At 66.6% G+C, this 15,914-nt stretch carries 18 protein-coding genes; 8 read left to right on the top strand and 10 right to left on the bottom strand.

Translation table 11 applies throughout. The features are described 5' to 3' along the window. Positions 1–103: 103 nt before the first annotated feature. Entirely contained in the window at positions 104–580 is a 477-nt protein-coding gene (locus NL1_RS12990) for a nuclear transport factor 2 family protein (RefSeq protein ID WP_067838524.1), read from the bottom strand. A gap of 161 nt (positions 581–741) precedes the next feature. On the opposite strand from NL1_RS12990, the gene NL1_RS12985 reads away from it, so the two are divergent. Together NL1_RS12985 and NL1_RS12980 are read left to right on the top strand one after the other, a co-directional pair. Further along, a complete protein-coding gene (locus NL1_RS12985) occupies positions 742–999 on the top strand; it encodes a three-helix bundle dimerization domain-containing protein (protein ID WP_156094823.1) in 258 nt (85 codons plus the stop codon). Between the two features lie 62 nt (positions 1,000–1,061). Continuing rightward, entirely contained in the window at positions 1,062–1,694 is a 633-nt protein-coding gene (locus NL1_RS12980; protein WP_067838518.1) for a VOC family protein, read from the top strand. A gap of 171 nt (positions 1,695–1,865) precedes the next feature. On the opposite strand, the gene NL1_RS12975 is transcribed toward NL1_RS12980, so the two are convergent. Further along, a complete protein-coding gene (locus NL1_RS12975; protein ID WP_067838515.1) occupies positions 1,866–2,381 on the bottom strand; it encodes a GtrA family protein in 516 nt (171 codons plus the stop codon). A gap of 447 nt (positions 2,382–2,828) precedes the next feature. Here NL1_RS12975 and NL1_RS12970 point away from each other — a divergent pair, with 447 nt between their 5' ends. Then, entirely contained in the window at positions 2,829–3,206 is a 378-nt protein-coding gene (locus NL1_RS12970; RefSeq protein WP_067838513.1) for a hypothetical protein, read from the top strand. A 150-nt stretch (positions 3,207–3,356) separates the two neighbouring features. Here the strand turns inward: NL1_RS12970 and NL1_RS12965 are convergent, their stop codons facing one another. The 7 genes from NL1_RS12965 to NL1_RS12935 form a co-directional block, all read right to left on the bottom strand. Beyond that, positions 3,357–4,388 (bottom strand): zinc-binding dehydrogenase, encoded by a 1,032-nt coding sequence (locus NL1_RS12965; RefSeq protein WP_067838510.1) that lies wholly within the window; start codon positions 4,386–4,388, stop codon positions 3,357–3,359. Further along, positions 4,388–5,599: an LLM class flavin-dependent oxidoreductase gene (locus tag NL1_RS12960; RefSeq protein WP_067838508.1), complete on the bottom strand. Its 1,212-nt coding sequence runs from the start codon at positions 5,597–5,599 to the stop codon at positions 4,388–4,390. The genes NL1_RS12965 and NL1_RS12960 overlap by 1 nt, the downstream gene beginning before the upstream one ends. Positions 5,600–5,630: 31 nt before the next feature. Further along, positions 5,631–6,515, bottom strand: coding sequence for a VOC family protein (locus NL1_RS12955; RefSeq protein WP_067838662.1), 885 nt, complete (start codon positions 6,513–6,515; stop codon positions 5,631–5,633). A 13-nt stretch (positions 6,516–6,528) separates the two neighbouring features. Further along, positions 6,529–7,533, bottom strand: coding sequence for a ferredoxin--NADP reductase (locus NL1_RS12950; protein WP_084510539.1), 1,005 nt, complete (start codon positions 7,531–7,533; stop codon positions 6,529–6,531). 64 nt (positions 7,534–7,597) lie between these two features. Further along, positions 7,598–7,825 carry a hypothetical protein gene (locus NL1_RS12945; protein WP_067838505.1) on the bottom strand — a complete coding sequence of 76 codons (228 nt, stop codon included), beginning with the start codon at positions 7,823–7,825 and terminating at the stop codon, positions 7,598–7,600. A gap of 10 nt (positions 7,826–7,835) precedes the next feature. Beyond that, on the bottom strand, positions 7,836–8,987 hold the full coding sequence (locus tag NL1_RS12940) for a 3-ketosteroid-9-alpha-monooxygenase, oxygenase component (protein ID WP_067838503.1): 1,152 nt from the start codon (positions 8,985–8,987) through the stop codon (positions 7,836–7,838). Between the two features lie 114 nt (positions 8,988–9,101). Next, on the bottom strand, positions 9,102–9,578 hold the full coding sequence (locus tag NL1_RS12935) for a flavin reductase family protein (RefSeq protein ID WP_067838500.1): 477 nt from the start codon (positions 9,576–9,578) through the stop codon (positions 9,102–9,104). A 241-nt stretch (positions 9,579–9,819) separates the two neighbouring features. On the opposite strand from NL1_RS12935, the gene NL1_RS12930 reads away from it, so the two are divergent. The 3 genes from NL1_RS12930 to NL1_RS12920 all read left to right on the top strand — a co-directional run bounded on the left by NL1_RS12930 (position 9,820) and on the right by NL1_RS12920 (position 11,878). Beyond that, complete coding sequence (locus NL1_RS12930; RefSeq protein WP_067838498.1) at positions 9,820–10,659, top strand: IclR family transcriptional regulator; 840 nt, start codon at positions 9,820–9,822, stop codon at positions 10,657–10,659. A gap of 234 nt (positions 10,660–10,893) precedes the next feature. Continuing rightward, positions 10,894–11,298: a hypothetical protein gene (locus tag NL1_RS12925; RefSeq protein ID WP_156094822.1), complete on the top strand. Its 405-nt coding sequence runs from the start codon at positions 10,894–10,896 to the stop codon at positions 11,296–11,298. A gap of 55 nt (positions 11,299–11,353) precedes the next feature. After that, the gene (locus NL1_RS12920; protein ID WP_067838660.1) at positions 11,354–11,878 is read left to right on the top strand and encodes a DUF6939 family protein; all 525 of its coding nucleotides are present in this window, start codon (positions 11,354–11,356) and stop codon (positions 11,876–11,878) included. A 53-nt stretch (positions 11,879–11,931) separates the two neighbouring features. Here NL1_RS12920 and NL1_RS12915 read toward each other — a convergent pair whose 3' ends face one another. After that, positions 11,932–12,537 carry a bactofilin family protein gene (locus NL1_RS12915; RefSeq protein WP_067838492.1) on the bottom strand — a complete coding sequence of 202 codons (606 nt, stop codon included), beginning with the start codon at positions 12,535–12,537 and terminating at the stop codon, positions 11,932–11,934. 494 nt (positions 12,538–13,031) lie between these two features. Between NL1_RS12915 and NL1_RS12910 the strand changes: the two genes are divergently transcribed. Both NL1_RS12910 and NL1_RS39410 read left to right on the top strand, forming a co-directional pair. Continuing rightward, positions 13,032–14,123: a ParB/RepB/Spo0J family partition protein gene (locus NL1_RS12910; protein ID WP_084510538.1), complete on the top strand. Its 1,092-nt coding sequence runs from the start codon at positions 13,032–13,034 to the stop codon at positions 14,121–14,123. 1,195 nt (positions 14,124–15,318) lie between these two features. After that, a complete protein-coding gene (locus NL1_RS39410; RefSeq protein WP_245673214.1) occupies positions 15,319–15,843 on the top strand; it encodes a hypothetical protein in 525 nt (174 codons plus the stop codon). The last annotated feature ends 71 nt before the right edge of the window (positions 15,844–15,914 follow it).

The following is a 15,914-nucleotide window of genomic DNA, read 5'->3' as shown; positions in this document are numbered from 1 at the left end:
TTCCGCGTAATCGTCGCCGCCGCAACCGGTTGCCCCGCTACCAGGGCGTATTACTTTGGCGGTGGGCGCTTTCCGCGACCCTGTTCTCGTGCGTCGGAACCGTTCAGACCTTGCCGGCCCACATATTGCTCAACAGCTGGTGACTCGGTGTATCGGCGAGCGACTGGCTGGACTCGTAGATGCGCCGGTAGCCGGTCTCGGTGATGCGCCACCGCCCGTCCGGGTCGAGCCGGTACCGGTCGTCATAGTACCCGGCGCCGCGGATCAGCACGCCGTACTCGGTGGCGATGACGGTGTCCTCGAAGGCCCACGATCCGGTCGCGGTGTCGCCGTCGACGGTGATCTCCGGGTGGTTGGCGATGTGCACCGTGAGGATGCCGGGGCCGAGGTTCTGGCGCATGAAGTCGGTGATCGCGGCGCGGCCGTCGAGGGCGAGCGGTTCGCCCAGCGCGTGGGTGCCGTAGCGTCCGACCGCGTCGACGGCGAGAGTGTCCGCGAACTCCGCCCAGAGCTTGAGATCGAGGGTTCGGAAGTAGCGGTACTTCAGCTGGCGCACGGCTTCGATGGCGGCGAGATCCATGCGCTCAGCCTGGCACGGGGCGGGCCGCTCGACAAGAACGTGTTCTCATTCGATTCGCGGTCGATTCCGGATGAATCGGGCGCGAGCGGATGGGTAATCGACAAGCGGGTGCGGAACCGCTCCGCGCCGCTGCCGTGCACATCCCGTCACGAGGAGGAACCGTGACCGAGACGCCCGTGCCCGCCGACCGCCCCGCCGAGCCGTCCCTCGATCAACGGCACGCCCTGCACACCGCCGCCGCCCGCTTGGAGAAGGAATTCGGCGGCGTCGCCCCTGACGCCGCCATCGAACAGTTTCTCCAGACCGCCTACGACCGCATGGCCGACCGCGCCACCTTCGACAACTTCCTCCCCCTGCTCGCCGAGCGCTACACCCGCGAATGGCTCCAAGCCCTGGCCGAAGCCGAAACCTCGGCGTAGGCGGCCGAACCGATCAGGAATCGAGAAGCGCTGGTCGCCGGGCCGCAATTAGCGTTGGAGCCATGAACAAAACCACTGATCAGACCACCATCGGCTCGGTCATCCTCGAGGTGTCCGACCCCACTGCCGCCGCGGCCTTCTACGACGCCGCGTTCGGTCTCGGCGACAAGGTGCGCGTCCGCGCCTCGGAGACGCCCACGACCGGCTTCCGTGGCTTCATCCTGTCGCTCGTGGTGTCGCAGCCGAGCACCGTCGACAGCCTCATCGGCACCGCGCTCGACGCGGGCGCGACGACGCTGAAGCCTGCCAAGAAGAGCTTCTGGGGGTACGGCGGCGTCGTCCAGGCTCCGGACGGGGCGATCTGGAAGATCGCGACGTCGGCGAAGAAGGACACCCGGCCCGCCACCCGGGAGATCGACGACTTCGTGGTGCTCCTCGGAGTCGACAATGTCAAGGCGACCAAGCAGTTCTACGTCGACCGCGGCCTGGCCGTGGGAAAGAGCTTCGGCAGCAAGTACGTCGAGTTCGACACCCCGCCGTCCACGGTCAAGCTGGCTCTCTATGGGCGCCGTGCCGCCGCCAAGGATGCTGGCGTCTCGCCGGAGGGCGCCGGGTCGCACCGGATGGTCCTCGGCGGCAATTTTGGGGCCTTCGCCGACCTGGACGGATTCGAGTGGGAGGGCGCTCCGGCCTGAGCTGGGCGGTCTTGCGCCTCGACCCAGGTGCCGACGGAGTCGGCCACCCCAGGCGGAACCCGACAGTCGTCATTGGAAGCCGTTGTCGCGCAACGGCTGCGCGAGAACCCTATTGCCGGGTCGGTTCGAACAGATCCGCACGTCCGGTAGTCCGCTGTCAGCTGACGACCTTCAGAAGACCAAGCCTCGCAGGGCCAGGAAGCGCAGTCCGCCAACCGCCGCCATGATGGCGATCACGGCGCCCGCCTGAGCGGCTTCGCCGAGGCTCGGTGCCCAGAAGTCCAGACCGGCCAGCGCCGCCGTGCTGATCCCGAGCCCGAGCAACGCCAGCCCGCCGCCCTCCCACTGTGCGGTGAACCAGCCGACCCGGCCCGCCGCCCGGAAGGTGAGCTGCCGGTGCAATTCGTTCGCAATCACCGTGCTCACAACCGATCCGGCGATATTGGCGACCAGCGGGCCGATGCCGTGCATGGCCATGAACAGCAGCACGTAGGCGACATTGCTGGAGCCGCCGACCAGGGCGAAGCGGATCAGCTGGGCGAAGGCGTGGTCGCCGCGCAGGTACTGCCGCACGCGGTCGAGTCGGTTGTGCCGTTCCGTGCGCAGCGTCGAGTAGGGAGCGGCCCACGCGGTGTAGACGCTGGGGCTGGGGAGCGCTCCCGGGTGGGTTATCTGCAGGACGGTCATGGCTTTTCCGATCGAACGCGAGTCTTCGGCACTGTCGTCGTCTGAATGACGAGTCTGACTATACGTAGATGTATACGTATAAAGCAAGATCGGAGTGTGCGCCGCTGATCAGCGGAGATGCGATGGTCCCTGTCGCGCAGCCCGCCATGTCGCGCCACGCGGTCGTGCCGATGTCCTCGAATCCGAAAGAATCCAGGCGCGCCCGCTGCTTCGGCGGCCGCGCCCGGCGACGTGGATCTCGCTCCGGCCCAGGGTTTCTGAGCGACATACCGAGATGTGGTGTCTCATGGAGGATCGTTGACGAGACACCGTGCCGGCTCACCAACCAGACGACGGGATCCCTCACTCGGACCTCCGAGGGTTCCCGGCGGAACCGGAGGGACGCCGCATGAAAGCCCGGCGGTAGCCGATAACACGACATCAGGAGATGCACCGTTGGAATTCGATATGTCGACGCTGACGCCCAGGGAACACGACTTCTTGGACGCCGCACTGGCCAGTTGGACCGGAGTGTCGGCTACCGCACCGATTCCGGTGCGCGCACTGGGTTTTCCGGACCGTCGCCGGTTCAAGGAGGAGGTCGGCAGGCTTCGTCACGCGGTGCGTGAAGGCGCGAAGCTGACCGAGGTCGAGACCGCCAGGGTGCTGTTTCTCAGCGAGCTGGCTTTCGGTAGCGACCTCTTCGGTGCGGGTGTGGAGTTCCAGCTGGTAAGCCCTATGCGCGACGCCGAAGCAGTCACGATTCTGCGTTCGCTGCAACGGAAGCTTTTCACCCGTGCCGGAGCCGAGGCGTTGTTCGAACCCGAGCTGTACGCACCTGAATAGGCTCGAATGAGCGTCGTCGAGGCTTCGGGCTCCGGACCGGCAGGGGCAGTTCTTCATCGCCGCCCGCGCCGAGGCGGGCGATGATGACGACAGGTCGGCGTGCGTGCGTCGGGCCCGGGCAGAGGTGGTGGGCCCGACGCACGGCCCCTCTCACAGGTCCGGGCGGACCAGGATTTGGATGTGGGCGTCCGGGTTGCGGAGGGCGTCGATGGCGGTGGCGACACCGTCGAGTCCTACTTCGGCGGTGATGAGGGAGGCGGCGTCGATGGTGCCGTCGGCGATTCGGGTGAGGGTTCTGGCGTATTCCTCGTGGGGGTAGACCATGCACATCTGCAGGGAGATGTCCTTGTAGATGCCGACGATCGGGCGGATGACGTCGTCGGTCATCACCGCGCCGATCTGCAGGATGGTGGTCTGGCGCGGCGCCTTGTACATCAGGTCGTTGATCAGGCCGGGCACCGCGGCGCAGACCCAGATGTGCAGCAGCTGCCCTGGCGCGGCGGCCTCGCGCCACACCTCGATCGGGTCCGCCACCGCCGGGTCGACGACGCGGTGCGCGCCGAGCCGTAAAGCTGTGTCGCGCCGCAGTTTCGACGGATCCGAGGCGACGATGGGCGCGACGCCGCGTTCGGCCAGCGCCGCGACCGCGCCCAAACCGACCGGGCCGCAACCGATCACGATGCCCGACCCGGACGGCCCGATCCCGGTGCGCGCCACATTGCCGAATCCGACCGCGAGCGGCTCGGTCAGCGCGGCGATGTGCGGTGGCACGTGCTCCGGGATCGGCTCGAGCGCCATGGCCTGCAAGACCATGCGTTCCCCGTAGCCGCCGGGGAACTCGTTGGAGAATCCGACACCGTGGATCTGCCCCGCGTGGTCCACCGCCCACGGCAGCGCGACCACCAGCTGCCCGGGCTCGTGCGGTGTGTCCGGTCCCGCCGAGACGACCCGGGCGGCGATTTCGTGGCCGAGCACCACATCCCGGGCCGGATCGAACTCGAAGGTCGGCACGCCGCTGTCCCGCGAGGCCTGGAGGAACTCGTCGGTGAAATCCAGCGCCTGCTTGTCGGATCCGCAGATTCCGCAGGCCACGGTTTCCACCAGCACCTGCCCTGGGCCAGGGACCGGATCGGCCACCTCGTCGACGACCAGACGGCGATCCCGCATCACCACCGCGCGCATCAGCGGCCCTCCTCATCGGCCCCGAGCGCGGCGGCCAGCGTCTGCCCGTGTTTGTCGAAGGCGCTCTGAATGCCTGCCTGCAGGCCGCCGATCATGCGTTCGCTGTTGGCCTCCGCCCATTCCAGGGACGCGACCCGGTTCCGGTTGGCCTGGGTGAAGTGCGGGATCACGTGTTCGGCGAACAGGCGCGCCGACCGCTGGGTGGCGTCCCAGTCCGCGACGTTCAGTCCGAGCAGCAGGAAGGTCCCGAAGCCGCCGGACTGTTCGGCCAGCTTCTCGATGGTGGCGATGGCGTCGTCCGGTGTGCCGATGGTGGCGCGACCGAAGGCCGGGAATCCCTCGCCGACCCACTGCTCGACGGCCGCCCGCGGCGAGCGGCCCCACGGCGCGGTCCGGCCGCTGAGCTTCTCGATGTAGTCGACCAGATGCTCGACGCCCCACTCGGCGTCCCGCATCGCCTGCTCCCGCGTTTCGGCGAGATGCATCGGCGCGACCAGCCGCCAGCGCGATCGATCCACGGTGTGCCCGTGCTCGATCAGGGTCTTCTCGTAGACCTTCCAGTTCGGCACCAGCGCCTCGTAGCCGCTGGGATCCGAGGCGGCCAGCGAGAGCAGTCCGGCGCCGTGCCGCCCGGCCAGCACCGCGCCGGACGGCGAAATGGTCGACGCCACAGCCATTTCCATGCCGCCAGGGTGATAGGGCAGCAGCTGGAGCCGTGCCTCGCCGAGCCGATACCAGTCGGTTTCGGCGGTCACCGTCTCCCCGCGCAGCAGCCGCACCAGGACCGCCATGGACTCGTGCATCATGTCCCGCTGCCGCACCGGGTCGATCCCCAGCATGGCCGCGTCGGTGGCCAGCTGGCCGGGGCCGACGCCCATCATGGTCCGACCCATGGTGAGGTGGTCCAGCAGGCACAGGCGGTCGGCGAGCATCAACGGCTGGTGGTAGGGCAGCGAGTTCACCCCGGTGCCGAGCCGGATGCGGCTGGTGCGCTGCGCCGCGGCGGCGAGGAACACCTCGGGTGCCGCGATGATCTCCAGCCCGGCCGAATGATGTTCGCCGACCCAGGCTTCCGCGTAACCGAGCCGGTCGGCCAGCTCCACCAACTCCAGATCGCGCTGGAGTTGTAGCGTGGGGTTGCCGGTGAGCGGGTGGTACGGGGCGAGGAAGAAGCCGAACCGGGTGGGTCCGGACGATGCGGTGTCGCTCAATTCAGTTGTCCTGACTTCGGGTTCGCGCTCGTCAGCGCGACCAGTCGTGGCCCCAGTAGCTGTCCGCGGTGATTTCCTCCGCGGTGTAGGTGGATTCGTCCACCAGCAGCCCCTCGGTGCCGAATTCCAGATCCCAGCCGCCCGGGGTGCGGACGTAGAAGGAGATCATCTTGTCGTTGGTGTGCCTGCCCAGGGTGGAGGACAGGTGGTAGCCGGCCTTGCCGACCCGGTCCAGCGCGCGGCCCACGTCGTCGAGCGCGTCGACCTCGACCATGATGTGCACCAGGCCGGAGCCTTCCTTGCCGCCGGAGGGGATCAGCGCCAGGCTGTGGTGGCGCTGGTTGACGCCGAGGAACCGCACGCGCATCGGGCCGTACTCCGGCGGGGTCGGCAGGCGGAACGCGCCGCGCGGCAGGAAGCCGAGCACGTCGGTGTAGAAGCGGAACGCGACGTCCAGGTCCGGCACCGGAAGTACCACATGCCCGAGGCCGAGACCCTCTGTGACGAAACGGTTTCCGTGCTGGGTGACGACCGGGCTGTGGTCGAGCACCGGGCCGTGGAAGATTTCGACGGGCGTGCCCGCGGGGTCGGTGAAGGCGATCGCCTCTTCGACCCGGCGCGCGTCGGCTTCCTCGACCGAGAGCGTGGTGACCTCGATCCCCGCCGCCTGCACCACGTCGCGCGCGGCGGCGAGCGCCCGGTGGTCGCGGACCTCCCAGCCGACGGCGAGCACCTTGTCGGTGTCGCCGGGCACCAGCACCAGGCGGGCGCCACGCTCGTCCATCCGCAGGTAGATCGCGTCCGGGTCGGGACCGCTGCCCTCGGCGAAACCCATCACGTCGAAGGCGAAGGTGCGCCAGGCGTGCGGATCGCTGACCGCGACCTTCACATAACCGAGCGAGCTGATGACAGCCATGGGGTTGTTCTCCTCAGTCATAGGTGATCCGGACCGTGTCGGTGACCGGAATCGCCTGGCAGGCCAGCACATAGCCGTCGGCCAGGTCTTCTTTCTCCAATACGTCGTTGCGCAGCAGCTTCACCTCGCCGTCCCGCACACGGCACACGCACGCGCTGCACGCGCCCTCGCGGCACGAGTACGGCGCCTCGATGCCCCGGGCGAGCAGCACGTCGAGCAGCACGGTCTCGCGCGGCCAGCCGAGTTCGTGTGTCTCGCCGTCGATCTCGACGGTGACGGCGGCGCCGTCCTCGGTCTCGGTGTCCGCGGCGAGGACCGGGGCGAACGGGTCGCCAGTGAGGGACAGGAACCGCTCCGAGTGCACGCGGCCGACGCCGAGCGCGGCGGCCGCCGATTCGACGGCGTCCATGAAAGGCTCCGGCCCGCAGACGAATACGGCGCGGTCGGCCCACGGTGCGAGCAGTGCCGCCAGCTGACGTGCGGACGGCAGGCCCTGGACGGTCTCCAGCCAGTGCACCACCGTCAGGCGGTCCGGGTGCGCCGCGGCCAGCTCCGCCAGTTCGGCGGCGAAGATCACCGAGCGTTCGTCCCGGTTGGCGTAGACCAGGGTGCAACGCCCACTGCCCTGCGCCAGTGCCGATTTCGCGATGGACAGCACCGGCGTGATACCGCTGCCCGCGGCGAGCAGCAACAGGTCGTCGTCGAGCGAGGCCGGGGTGAACACCCCCGCCGGGAGTAGGCTTTCGAACTCCATGCCCGCGACGGCGTTGTCGCACAACCAGTTCGAGCCGTAACCGCCCGCCGTCCGCTTCACGGTCACCTTCAGCGGACCGTCCTCGTGCGGGGCGCTCGACAGCGAGTACGAGCGCGCCACCGACCCGGTGCGATCGCTGGGAATCCGCAGGGTGAGGAACTGGCCCGGACGATACGCGGGCCGTTGGCCCTCGGCGACCAGCTCCAGCGACACCGCGTCGGCGGTCTCGGCGATCACGCGCGCGACGCGCAACCGGATGCTCACGATCCGACCCCGCCGGTGCTCGGTTCCGTCGTGAGCAGAGCTGCTGCGTACATGGTTCGCTCGCTCACAACAGATCCTGCTCTCGGGTACTGAGACCCAGCGCGCCCGCGATGACCGCGTTGTCGATGCTGCGGCGCAGCGCGGCGCACCCCGGCGTGGGCCCGCCGCCGTTGCCGCGCAGCTCCGCGCAGTTGCCCGCCGCGGTGGCGGTCCACTGCACGCTCGTGTGCGCGGGGCTGAATTTGACTACGGCGACCCGGTTTCCGCAGGCCTGACAGATGACGGCGTCCATGGCGCTGCGCTCAGGCCCCGCTGCCCGCGCGCTGGGCGGCCAGATTCTCGGCGACCTCGGCTTCCCACGCGCTGATTGCGCGGGTGGTGTCGACCTCGAATTCGAAACGGTCGGTCATCTTCCCGTCCACCTCGGCGACATCCCGGTAGAACTGCTCGTACCAGCGGCGCAGCTGGTAGACCGGCCCGTCCTCCTCGCACAGCAGCGGGTTGTCGATGCGGGTCTTGCGCTTCCAGATCGCCACGTCCTGCTCGAAGCCGCGGCCGAGACCGCCCGCGAAGCGCACGGCCATCGCGTCGGCCTCCTCCGGGGCCAGGCCGGGCAGCTTCTTGACGATCGCGCCGTACTGGAGCACGAACTTGGTCGGTGTCACCGGGTAGTGGCAGTTGATCAGCACCGCCTCCACGGTCTGGCCGTTGGACTCGTTGACCAGGTTGTCGATCATGTAGGAGGGGCCGTAGTAGTGCGCCTCGGAGTGCAGCACGTTCTTGCCGCCCGCCTCCTTGGCCAGCTCGCCCTGCATGTCCTCGCGGCCGATGGAGGTCATGTACTGGCTGGCGACGTGGCCTTCGAAGACGTTCTTGAAGTAGGTCGGGAAGGCGAAATGCACGTAGAAGAAGTGCGCCATGTCGACCACGTTGTCGATGACCTCGCGGCAGTTCGCGCCATCGATCACGATCTGGTTCCAGGTCCAGTCGCTCCACTCGTCGCTGAACGCGCCCTCGATGCGCGGGATGGTGACGTCCTCCGGCGGCGGGTTGCCCTCGGGGTCGTGCCAGACGAACAGCTGCCGGTTCTGCTCCAGGGTGGTCCACGCCTTGGTGCGGGCCAGCGGCGGCACCCGGCGCGCGTACGGGATCGAGGCGCAGCGGCCGTTGCCCTTCCAGCGCCAGTCGTGGAACGGGCAGGCGATGGTGTCGCCCTTGACGGTGCCGTCGCCGAGGTTGCCGCCCATGTGCCTGCAGTAGGCGTCGAGCACGTTGAGCGTGCCGTCCGCGCCCGCGAAGACCACCAGTTCGGTGCCGAACGCGGTGATGGTGTGCGGCTTGCCGTCGCGGAAGCTGTCGGCGAGGCCGAGGCAGTGCCAGCCGCGCGCGTAGCGGGCAGGCGGGGCGCCGGTGTCGATCACGCGCACCTGATCGTCGGTGTTCGCCGTGCTCATGATGTCGGGTCCTCCAGAGGTATTTCGCTCAGGCCTATGTCGTTCCGGGCTATTTCGATGCTGAGTCGGCGGTCGCGGCGCCGGTAGGCGTGGTCCCACTGATCGGGAGGACGCTCAGACGACCGCCAGTCGCTCGTAGCCGGACCGGTAGAACAGCAGCGGCGCCGCCTCCCGGTGCTCGCGGAGATCGGTGACGTGCGCGATGACGATGGTGTGGTCCCCGCCGTCGACCTCCCGTTCGACGGTGCAGTCGATCCAGGCGAGGGAGCCGTCCAGCAGCGGCGAGCCGTTGGGGGAGCGGTGCCAGCGTAGATCGGTGAACTTGTCCTGGCCGCTGCGGCCCAGCTGCCTGCACACGTCTTCCTGATCGTGGGCCAGGATGTTGACGCAGAACCGGCCGACCTCGCGGATGCGCGGCCAGGTGGTGGACGTGCGGGCCGGGAAGAGGGCGACCGCGGGCGGGTCCAGCGACAGCGCGGAGAACGACTGGCAGGCGAAGCCGAGCGGCTGATCGTCTGCGAGTGCCGTGATCGCGGTGATGCCGGTGCAGAATCGGCCCAGGACGGCCTTGAAGTCGAGATCGACGGCCATGGTGCTCCTAGTTTCGACTAGAAATATTCCGTTTCGTCATGACCGTAGGCGGCGGGGTGCCGGAGATGTCAAGCATCGGTTCCGGCTACCGAGAAGATCCGTACCGATCTCCGTAGTTTCCGGGATTCAGGCTCGACGCTGGCACGGCACTGTGATGGGAGACACAAACACATGTGCCGAAAATGCACATGCCTAATCGAAATACTTCTAAGCTTGAGCCGCTACACAATGGAGGTGAGCCATGACGGTCGAGATGCTGACCCATCCCGAGTCCGGCGAGTGGACAGGTACGGGTCGTGCGACCGCCAAGCCGGCCCAGCCGCCGGTGTCGATGATCGAACGAATGACGCTGATCCTAGATGCGTTCGACGGCGCGACACCGACTTTGACCCTGCTCGGCCTCGCCGAACGCACCGGGCTACCCCGCTCCACGGTGCACCGCATCCTCGATCAGATGATCCGCCTGCGCTGGCTCGCGCACGCCCCCGGCGGCTACCGCCTCGGCATGCGCACCCTGGAGCTCGGCGGACTCGCCGCCGACCACAACGAGATTCGCGATGTGGTGAGCCCGCTGCTGCACGATCTGTGTCAGCGCACCGGGATGGTCGGACACCTCGGCGTGCTCGACGGACGCGAGGTGCTCTATCTCGACAAGGCGGGTGGACGCCTGGCCGCGACCATCCCGACCCGGCTCGGCGGCCGCATGCCCGCGCACAGCACGGCGCTGGGCAAGGCGCTGCTCGCGACGCTGGAACCCAGCATCGTCGAGGCGTCGTTCCGTGACCGGATGCCCCAGCTGACCGCCCGGACCGTCTGCGACAGAGGCGAATTGCACCGGGAACTGAACCGGATCCGGCACCGCCAGGGTGTGGCCGTCGACAACGAGGAGTCGGTCAGCGGTATCGCCTGCGTGGCGGTTCCGGTGCGCGGGCGCGGGGCCGCGGTGGCCGCATTGTCGTTGTCCGGACAGGTCAGCGGGGAGCGGCCCGCATTGGACACCGCTCGGCTGGCGCGGGTGCTCGTCGAGGTCGCCCACGAGGCGGGTCGCGCGCTGTTCCCGCGGCACGCGCGCTGGCGCTGAGCGGTTCGGCGTCAGGGCAATCCGATCCCGGCGGCGCTGTGACACTTGGGTCCCGGCGGGCCTAGGAGGCATAGCTGAAACGCAGGTGCCGCCGCGACGGCCGATTCGAGCGGATTCCCCACCGCAGCGTGCAAGGGGCTGGACCATGGATACGGGCGGTGCGATGCGTACCGCGTCTCTTCCCGTCGTGTTCCGCGATCTATGTCCGCCACACAGGAGGAAGGAATCTCCATGATGACTACCCCGAACTGTCGGCGCCCTGCCCGCATCGCCGTTGTCTTCACTTCGATGGCCGCGGCCTCGGTGGTGGCTGCCGCTCCCGCGCTCGCCGCCGCGACTCTCGACATCACCGGTGCCGGATCGAACATCATCCAAATCGACTACAGCTGCGACGGCTCCGCCGGGGTGGCGAGCATTCAGGCGATGATGGGCGACCCCAACGCCGACCGTCCCGCCGCCCAGGGCATCCAGAACTCCGTCGAATGCAACGGTTCCCCGCAGAGCGCCACCGTCCCCTTGACGACGGACCCCAGCCAGCCACCGCTGACCTCGGGCTCCGAGGCGCAGGTCCGGGTGGCGCTCGTCGACCGCAACGGCACCGTGGTCTCCGGACAGGCAAAGAAGTTCACCGTGCCGTAGTGCGCACCCGATTCGCACTGGATGAGTGTCGGACCCCGGTGGCATTCTCGGCCTCATGGCTCTGCACGTCGCCAACCGCCGCCGCACCACACTGCGGCGCGAATTCCCCGACGCACTCATCATCGACGTCACCTCGCGGGGTGCCGAACCCTGGGTGCGCCTCAGCCCGTTCTACCCCCACGGTGGCATCCCGGTACCCGGGCACCCGGATCGCGCAGCACAATCCGTCGAAGGTGTCTGGCAGGCATTGAAAGTCTTTGCCTCTGAAGGAGAAGACCTCTCCAAGCTCGACATCACCACGATGAAAGGCATCAAACGCACAGCGCGTCGGCTCGGCCAACCGCTCGGGCATCGGATCGACGGTGAGTTGCTCGGCTACGAGCAGGCCCGCCGAGAGATCTACCTGCCGGTCTACCGGTGGGTGCTCGATCATCGGGTCGCAGATCTCGTAGCCGAACTTCGCGTGCTCGGTGACACACGCACTGTCGTGCTCCTCGACTACACCACCAACGGTGACGTTGCAGACCTTTCGAAACCTCTATCCCACGCTGCGCTCGTTGCACAACGGGCGCAAGAGTAGTGTCTCGTCCGCGTCCAAACCGGTCACACCTTGCTGCTCGTGCAGGATTCGGGTCACAGATCGCGAAACAGCGAGAGCCCCCATGCGGAGTTTCGTTCCTTCGGTTCTTCCTCGCTCAAGCCGAGCAACATGCCAAGCCCCTGGAAGGCACGTTCGCCGATCACTCGGCGGAGCGCTTCTGGATCGCCGGTGAAGCTTCCCGCGCGGAAGTTCGAGAACGTGCCTCCGACCTCGTACTCCTCGTTCTGGCACTCCCAGCAGTGATTCCCGATGAGGCCGACCTTGGCTTTCGTCGTCCCGTACACCCCGGAGATACCCGCTTCGTAGAAGCCGTAGACGACGCCCCGCATCGTTGCGTTCCCCTGAATCTCGAGATTGCCCTCGAGGTACAGATGCCTGCACTCGACCGAGCCGGTCACGATGAGGCTGCCGGTCTCGTCGGTGGCGACCGAGCCTGTCGTCGAAAGGTTTCCGATTACGATGAGCGCGCCGTCGTAGATGTCGAGATCCCCGTCGATCCTCAAGTCGCCGCGGTGCACCTTGGTGTCGTCATCGAGGCAATCGCGAATATCCTCGTCGAGGATTTTCTCCAGATCCGACTCCGTCGCCTGCTCCGCACGCCCGGTCTCGCTCAACGATTCGATCGACTCGTCCGCCACTGCCACTCTTTTCTCACGCAAATGCGTTGAGACACTATCGCATCCACCTCCGAGGCTGGCCGTTCCTCGCCCCGGCCGCCGGATGACCTGCCCGGCAGCAGATCCAACGCCGCACCCGCACGGCTACGCCGAGCCGACCAGACGGCCAACGCGAAGGTGGCACCGCAAGACCGAGTGCCGCGCTGATCGCTGGGCGCCAGTTCCGCCGTGGCCTGCCGAGGACGGCGCACTGGCGGTCTCTACGGCGGGGTGTCTGGCGGACTGTCGCAGGCCCGGCCGAAACGGCCTTTTCGCACTCCTCATCGGCGGTCCGCACAAACTGGTCGCCCGGAATAAATCGAGGGCTTGTTGTTCATCAGTTTGACGAGTTCCAGCCGGAAATCATTCGTTGTCTGTCAATGTGAGGGATCGCACTCTGGACTATAATTTCGCAGCAGCATAAACTTCTGCGGCTTCCGCTGTTGTGTACCTGATTTTCACCGGCTCAGGCGGGGATGGACAACGTGATCGACGGTTTGGCTGGATTCAGCATGAAGGCCGCGGTCGACGGGTGGGATGAATTCATCGGTCGGCTTCCGATCGAGTCGCTGCCTGTATCACAGTTGCGTCCTGCTGATACGCCGCGGTTGGGTGGCAAAGACCAAGCGTATGTCGCCGCGATCGCCGAGTCCGAGGGCGACCTGCCGCCGATTCTCGTTCACCGACCGACGATGCGCGTGATCGATGGCATGTACCGTGTGCAAGCGGCGATTCGTCGTGGTGAGGAGACATTGGCTGCGCGGCTCTATGACGGCGACCATGACGATCTGTTCGCGCTGTCGGTGCGGGCGAACGTCGGGCACGGCATGCCGCTGACACTGAAGGAGCGCAAGGCAGCGGCCGAGCGACTGCTCGAGAAACATCCGAGGTGGTCGGATCGGCTGATCGCACGCGTCAGCGGACTGTCGCACAACACTGTCGGCACGATTCGGCGCTGTGCAACTGGAAAAGATGGCCAGTTGTCCGAACGGCTGGGGCGAGACGGCAAAGTTCGCCCAGCCTCCACGGCCACGGGCCGCCGCCTGGCCGCAGAAGTGATCCGCCGTGACCCGGATGCTTCACTGTCGGAGATCGCGCGGCAATCAGGGCTGTCGATCGGCACCGCTCGAGACGTCCGCCTGCGACTCGAACGCGGAGAGAGTCCGCTGCTCGCTGGTCAGCGGTCGCCTGTCGAAGGCGTGCATCAAGATGTCACCGAGCGCGACCATGCGACGGCGTCAACGGGTGCGCGACACCCGTCGGCTGCGCAGGAGTCGAATCCGGTTGCCGGGCTTGCCGTGTCGGAGGTTCTTCAGCGGTTGCGGCGCGATCCCGCGATGCGGTCGAGCGAAAGCGGGCGGACCGTCATTCGTCTGCTCACCATGTCCGTCGCGGCCGCCGCGCAATGCGAGGCTCTCGTGAGCACCGTCCCCCAGCACCGCACGGCTGCCATCGTCCAGCTTGCCCAGTGTCAGGCCTACTTCTGGTCCGCACTCGCGGACCGCGCCCGACTGCGGTTGGCCGACGAGACCGCTGACGCTCCCACAGGCGATGTTGTCGCGTCCTGAAAAGGACGGATCGCTGACTGTTTGTGGGTGAGCATCACTTCACATCATTTGCCTGGCACTACCGCACATCGGTAATTGCGGCGAACACACAACTCCCCGAACTGGCGTAGCATCGGCGCAATCTGCGCCAATGCCGGCACCCGGCCGCTTACCGGCCAGCGCGTTCGTTACGGCCCAGCACTTCTCCAGCGCCGCAACAACATCCGGATAGTACACCGGCGCGCGCATAATACCGGGCGGTAATCGGTAACCGTGCATAACGAATTCAGAATCGCCGTCTTCGTGCCGTTCCGATACCGCACACCTCCGACCACGTGATCGCCCTCCGACCCACCATCGACAGCTCCATCACCCCGATGGACCGCGTACATGCAGTTTGCAGACGGAGGCGCGCCGGACCGATCCGGACTTTTTCACGCAACGAACCGATCTACGCGGAACTTTTGATGAGTCGACGCGGCGAGTTGACGCCGAACATTAGCTCTGTCACGCTGTCTGTGGGGCGGAAGCATGCCCAACTCGGCGGTTCGGATGTAGTAGCTTCGATGTATTCGCTGTGACCTCCATCGATTGCAATGCAGTGTCGTGCTGTGTCGCTACCGAGTATCTGCGCTTTGCTCCGGGCGGAAATATTTGCGCGACAATTGAGCAGGCTCGCCGAGTAGGGTTCCTTGTCGGGAGTTCGACCTCGGACATTCGGGGTCGAACTCGTCCGCTGACTGCAACAGATCGAACAGAATTACCGAAGATTGCGGGAGTTTACTTGCATGGTGATGCGTCACTTTCTTGGCGGCAATGACTTGCACTTCGCAGAGACTGATCGGCAGGGTGAGATGCCGTAGCCGGCGGTTGAGTCGAGAACGATATTCACGAGGTCCAGTAAATGGAAATAATACCGACCAGAAATGTCATGCCCCCAGCTTCGGACCACGCGATGATATGCGAAGTCGACCGCCACAATACCGGCTCGCCTCCAGCCCGTGCGGGGACCGCGCTGCGATTGTGCCGAGACTGCATCGCTGCGACAGAACAACGACTCGCCGCGCTCCCATGGCTGGCCGCGCAATGTGTCGGTCCGTCCCAATGGGGGTATTGGTCTGCGGGACACGGACGTCCGCGTGATCAGCGCACACTGCCGCTTTCGTCGGGCGCCATCGCCTTGCGGGTCTGGATCAGCTCGATCCTGGACTCATGGGTGGACCTCGTCCTGAGTGAATGCCCCACGATCCGGCCTCCCCGTCGCGACACAGCGCCGGCAGCGCAGTTCCTCGTCGGCAGGACCATCTGGCTGGCAGCCCATCCGAGTGCCGCGGATTTTGTCGTCGAGATCGGCGATCTCTTCCGCGACGTCTTGCGATTCGTGGAGCGAGAACACGGCTCGGCAGCGGTGAGCGGGAAGTGTCGCGATCCTCGATGCGTTGCGCCGGTGACCGTCGAGTTGGACGGTATCGACAAATGCGCTGTCGTCAGATGCGAGTCGGGACATCGTTGGACCGTTTATGAATGGTTGTCCGATGAACGCCTGATCACCGACCCCGCGGCGGAAGAGCCGAAACGGCGAACTTTGCCGACGAAGGTTGCCGCAGAAGCCTTCGGAATTCAGGAAGCAACGATTCGCCAATGGGCCAAGCGAGGGCGGCTGACTCGATATGGATTGCGCGACAAGGCCGAATACGATATCGATGAGATCGCGCATCTGATCCATGGGCGAAAGCATTGATCGACATGCCCTTCCGCTGCAGTGTGCGAATTCCCGGAAAAGTTGAACCCGGTCGAGAAAGTAGATTCCAG

Origin of the sequence: Nocardia lijiangensis NBRC 108240 (genome assembly GCF_001613045.1) — a bacterium.
Classification (GTDB): Bacteria; Actinomycetota; Actinomycetes; order Mycobacteriales; family Mycobacteriaceae; genus Nocardia; species Nocardia lijiangensis.
Note: the sequence above shows the minus strand (reverse complement) of the source record. Positions and strands in the feature narration are given on the sequence as shown.